This window comes from Mesorhizobium sp. M7A.F.Ca.CA.001.08.2.1 (genome assembly GCF_003998455.1).
Lineage (GTDB): Bacteria > Pseudomonadota > Alphaproteobacteria > Rhizobiales > Rhizobiaceae > Mesorhizobium > Mesorhizobium ciceri.
This window is the reverse complement of the sequence record NZ_RZPW01000464.1, coordinates 1-5,098: the sequence shown is the minus strand read 5'-3', so window position 1 is coordinate 5,098 and position 5,098 is coordinate 1. Positions and strand designations below refer to the sequence as shown.

The window sequence follows — 5,098 nt, the reverse complement described above, 5'->3', positions numbered from 1 at the left end:
ATCCTTGATCGATCCGCCGGGATTTTGGCTTTCGAGCTTGACGAAGAGAATTCCTGACTCCGACGTTGTACCGCTGACCAGCCGTGTTGGAGCTGAAATCAGAGGAGTTCGCCTTGGTGGAGACCTTTCGGACGCAGCGATAGCAGCCATCAACCAGCTTCTTCTAAAACACAAGGTGATCTTCTTCCGCGGCCAGGAGCATCTCGACGATGCGGAGCAGGAATTGTTCGCGCGGCGTCTGGGTAACCTTGTACCTCATCCCACGCAGGGGCCGGCAGCCGGCACGGCCTCAATCCTCAATCTCGATTCCGGCCGTGGCGGTGGCAGGGCAGACCAGTGGCATACCGATGTGACTTTCGTCGATGCCTATCCGAAATTCTCGGTCCTACGTGGCGTCGTCATTCCGGCGGCGGGGGGCGACACGATCTGGTCCAACACGCACGCCGCGTACGAGAATCTGCCGGCGCCGCTCAAAATATTGGCGGACAATCTGTGGGCTATTCATAGCAATGCCTACGACTACGCAGCCGTGCGCCCGCGCGCCACAGCCGAAGAGAAGAAGCACTTCGAGGAAGTTTTCACATCGACGATCTACGAGACCGAGCATCCGGTCGTGCGCGTCCATCCGGAAACCGGGGAGAAGTCGCTGCTGCTCGGCAATTTCGTGCAGCGCCTCGTCGGCCTTTCCAAGAGCGATTCCGCCAAACTCTACGAGGTGTTCCAGTCCTACGTCACTGCCCCGGAAAATACCGTGCGGTGGCGCTGGCAAGTAGGCGACGTCGCTATCTGGGACAACCGTGCTAACCAGCATTATGCGGTCAACGACTATGGCGACCAGCACCGGGTTGTGCGTCGCGCTACGGTTGACGGTGACGTTCCGATCGGCGTCGACGGTCGCCGCAGTATAACCCATGTCAAGGCAGCCAAGCCGGCGGCGAAGGCAGCCTGACCGTCTGAACAGGGTAAAGATGAAAACTTCGTATCGCCGCGGCCATATCGCGCTGCTTAACCGCCCCACAAAGCCTTATGATTTCCGAGAAGCAAGGCGAGTTGCGGGCTCGAGGCTTGGCCCGAAATCGAGGTCCTGCAGCGTGGCGCATGGCTCGAGTCGCTGCTCGTGGCCCCGCTGCAGCGGTACAGGTCCCCCACCGCCCCACCATCTCGCCCGCCCTGCACCTCGGATAGCGATCATTCACCGTTTGTTCATTATGATAGCGCACGATCATAACTGGACATGCTGGTAGCTCGTACATGCCTGAAGGCCCTGCGCGCCGACCCAGCGCCGGGGCCTTTTTACTTCCGCAAAATCGATTCCAGCAACGCGGGCACTTCGCAGGATGTCGGAATCCCGCGCTTGCGATGATACGCCGTACAGCGAATTGCGCGAGTCAAACGAATTTGGGTTTCTCAAATATAGAATCGTCGATACCGATCCTGATGGATCGAGCCTCGACGACGAAGTCAACCATCTTCAAACGGAATTATTCAACATTGCCGAGAGCTCCCGGTGTGCCGTCGAAGCCGACATTGGGGAGGTCAGCGGTCACCAACGATCATGGTGATCGCCAGCATCTTTCGTATTCACATAACCGTCGGCCTTGTACTTTCCCGAGGCCATGACATGAGTGGGTCTTCCAAGCACCGATTTGGCCCGGTAGGATTTGCAGGGGGCGCGGACAAGCGGATGAACAAACGGAATGATGCCGGAAAACTGCGCGCGCCTGCTGGGATTTAGCCGACCGTCGATAGGAACATAGCCCTGGTCGACGGCTTTCTGAAGGGCAAGAGTTTCGCCGACCTGGCTCAGGAACATGGCTTGTCGACAACGAGGGTGCGCCAAATCATCGAGAAGGCCGATCGGCTCGTGGGCGGCGCATTCAGACCAAGACTGAAACGTCCAACGCCTCGCCTCGGTCCGATTTCATGGTCGACTATCCCTATGTGTGCAAATGGCCGAGAAGCACCGGCTGGGTAGCGTCACGCCGCATCATTCTTTGCGGAGCTGGAGCGCGCGGGATCGCTGGAGCGGCTGGTGAAAGCGGTTGCCGGGGCGCACAACACGTGAGCTGGCGCCTCGTGTGGCAAAAGGAGAGGGCGAGAGCCCATGGCCTGCAATGAAGCGATCAAGCATTGCGATCGTGGAACCAAGCTAGTCGACCATCCGGACCGCGGCCTTCAATGCCAGCTCGCCTTGGAATCGGCCTTCCAGGAATTGGCTGAGCGCGCAGCGGAATCCGGCTGGACCGAGGAGATAGCCACGCGCTCCTCGAACTCGCCGGCGCGCGCCTCAGGAGCGACTCCGCCAATGACAGACTGAGAGGACGATTAATCGTGCCAGGGCAACGAGAGAGCGGCAGGTTCAAGAAGCTTCGCCTGAACCGATAGGAACGTCGCTGCGCCAATAAAATTGGCGGTGAAGGCTGACCGCGGCCGAGTCGGGCAAGCGAGCGAAGTGCTGAAATAAGGGCGTGAGAATCCAAGACATCGTTTGTAGAGAGCATCGAGCTTCGCGAGATTGTGGTACAGGATCGACCGCAGGTGTTCTCGCAGCGCTCGCAGAACCCGGGATTCTTCCGCGGCACCCGCCAAGGCGAAGAACGGTCAGAGTTGCACGATAACGTTTAAAAGCGAGCCTTCCTCCGAAAGTCTGCGCGCGCAGTTCCACGGTCCGATGCGCTTTCATAGCTATTCCAATCGCCGCGCCCATCCTCTCCCGGATCAGGTCCAGCGGGTCTGCAGTGCATGCGCCCCCAAAGTGGACGCCATTGGGCCGGGTGAACCGGGCTCGATTGCGCGCCGAAGGCCCGTTCCAGGCCCGGAAATCCGGGTCCGTCAGGGCGAGCGCGTGCGGGTCGAGGTAGAGAACGGCCTTGCCGAGAAAACGACCGTGCACTGGCATCGCGTGCGTGTGCCACATGCCATGGATGGCGTGCCTCACCTCACGCAGAAGCCCGCGAAAAGGCAACGGAAGATCTAGCATTTATGGGGGAAATGTTTTTTCGGAGTGCTTGACCCGCAGGAAGGGCAGGGCATGACTGCCTATCGCCCGACCCGGCCGGCCGCACTCATGACCGGCTGGGCTCGGTTAATCCTGCATGCCGCGCCCATGAGGTTGCGCTCTGTCGGGAGTGCGTCGAGCACAACGACGAGATGTAGTTCACGATCTTTGAAACGCGTGTCAACCATCCAAAGTGTGGATGCCTTTCATCGAAACAAACGATTTCATCAATGTTCTGGAATCCTGCATGGGCAGAACAGAAACCGCCCGAAAGGAGATTTTTCATGCGCTCTACCGGGCAGTGGAGTGCTGGGAAAGGGAGTTGCAACTGACCGGGTCCGACTTCTTCCGAGTCTATGGACAGACTGGGAGACGCGCACGGTGTAGCGGCTCACATCGTCATACTGCACCTACGCCACACACCGGCCGGACCTGATCCGGCTTTATGAGCATTGGGCTTTGTCAGTTGCCCAAGCGTGATGGCTTTCGCGACGCGGCGCGCCTCAGGAACTGAGCCGCGTCCAGGTCGAAACGCGGGAAAGAAAGACAGGAAACAGAATGGCCGATCAATTCGCAACGGACGTCATTGCCCTGATCAAGAAACGCGCCGAGTCGGAGAGCGGTGAGGGAATGCCTGCGTCATTCGTCGGCGAGATAACAATCGCCACGGAACTGGACGCGCTCGGGTTTGATTCGCTGGGTTTGGCGGACGTCCTCTGGGATGTGGAGCAGGCCTACGGCATCAAGATCGACATGAACACGGCCGATGCCTGGTCCAATCTCAAGAATGTCGGCGACGTCGTGGAAGCCGTCCGCGGCTTGCTTGCGAAGGAGGCTTGAATGGACAGGCGCGTCGTTATCACCGGAGTGGGCGGCCTGTGCGGACTGGGCACCGACGCCGCCTCTATGTGGAAAGAGATGCGCGAAGGCCGCTCCGCCATCGGCCCGATCGCCAATTCCGAGCTTCATGACCTGGAGGGCATGACCGGCGCTGAGATCAAGGCGCTGCCCCAGCACGACATCAACCGGGGGCATCTCATCTCCATGGACCGCTTCAGCTTGCTCGCCGTGCTTGCAGCGCGCGAAGCCATGCGGCAGGCCGGACTTTCCTGGGACGAGGGGAATGCCCATCGCTTCGGCGCGACAGTGGGCGTCGGCGGCTTGGGCTGGGATGTGATGGAGGAAACTTACCGGGCCCTCCTTTTGGACGGCGCGAGGCGAGTTGGCATCCTCGCTGTACCCAAAACGATGCCAAGCGCCGCCGCCGCCCAGGTGAGCTTGAGCCTCGGCTTGCGCGGGCCGGTCTTCGGGGTGACCTCCGCATGTGCCTCGGCCAACCATGCGATCGCCTCGGCGGTGGACCAGATCAAGCTGGGCCGGGCCGACGTAATGGTTTCCGGAGGCAGCGACGCACCCTTCGCATGGGGCGTGCTGAAAGCATGGGAAGCAATGCGCGTGCTTTCACCCGATACCTGCCGGCCCTTCTCCGCCGATAGGAAGGGCCTGGTGCTGGGCGAGGGTGCGGGCATGGCCGTGCTGGAAAGCTACGAGCATGCCACGAGGCGTGGTGCCACAATTCTTGCCGAGATCGCCGGCGTCGGCCTTTCCGCCGATGCCTTCCACATTGCCGCGCCATCTGTCGAGGGGCCAGCGTCGGCGATGCGCGCCTGCCTTGCCGATGCCGGGCTGAATGCCGAGGACGTCGACTACCTCAACGCGCACGGCACCGGTACCAAAAGCAATGATCAGACTGAAACGGCGGCGATCAAGCGTGTGTTTGGAAACCACGCTTATTTGATGTCCATCTCTTCCACCAAGTCCACGCACGCGCATTGCCTCGGCGCAGCGAGCGCGCTTGAAATGATCGCCTGCGTGATGGCAATCCAAGAGGACGTCGTGCCGCCGACCGCCAACTATCGCGAGCCAGATCCCGCTTGCGACCTCGACATCACACCCAATGTGCCGCGCGAGCGCAAGGTGCGCGTCGCCATGAGCAACGCCTTCGCCATGGGCGGTACGAACGCAGTTCTGGCATTCAGGCAGGTGTAGAAGCCATGCAAGACGCCTCATTTGAGGTCACCTGTCGTATCTAGCTGCTTG

The 5,098-nt window shown here is 60.5% G+C and carries 5 protein-coding genes; 4 read left to right on the top strand and 1 reads right to left on the bottom strand.

Features of this window, described 5'->3' with window-relative positions; all coding sequences use genetic code 11:
* The first annotated feature begins 37 nt into the window (after nucleotides 1–37).
* Entirely contained in the window at nucleotides 38–949 is a 912-nt protein-coding gene (locus tag EN914_RS23800; RefSeq protein WP_167512189.1) for a TauD/TfdA family dioxygenase, read from the top strand.
* A 594-nt stretch (nucleotides 950–1,543) separates the two neighbouring features.
* On the opposite strand, the gene EN914_RS38395 is transcribed toward EN914_RS23800, so the two are convergent.
* Nucleotides 1,544–1,813, bottom strand: a complete 270-nt coding sequence (locus EN914_RS38395) for a hypothetical protein (RefSeq protein WP_024504272.1) — start codon at nucleotides 1,811–1,813, stop codon at nucleotides 1,544–1,546.
* A gap of 858 nt (nucleotides 1,814–2,671) precedes the next feature.
* Between EN914_RS38395 and EN914_RS40170 the strand changes: the two genes are divergently transcribed.
* From EN914_RS40170 to EN914_RS23780, 3 genes are all read left to right on the top strand, one after another.
* The gene (locus EN914_RS40170) at nucleotides 2,672–2,977 is read left to right on the top strand and encodes a multicopper oxidase domain-containing protein (RefSeq protein WP_370451711.1); all 306 of its coding nucleotides are present in this window, start codon (nucleotides 2,672–2,674) and stop codon (nucleotides 2,975–2,977) included.
* Nucleotides 2,978–3,556: 579 nt separating this feature from the next.
* Nucleotides 3,557–3,838 carry an acyl carrier protein gene (locus tag EN914_RS23785; protein ID WP_029356603.1) on the top strand — a complete coding sequence of 94 codons (282 nt, stop codon included), beginning with the start codon at nucleotides 3,557–3,559 and terminating at the stop codon, nucleotides 3,836–3,838.
* Nucleotides 3,839–5,047, top strand: a complete 1,209-nt coding sequence (locus EN914_RS23780) for a beta-ketoacyl synthase (protein WP_127389302.1) — start codon at nucleotides 3,839–3,841, stop codon at nucleotides 5,045–5,047.
* The last annotated feature ends 51 nt before the right edge of the window (nucleotides 5,048–5,098 follow it).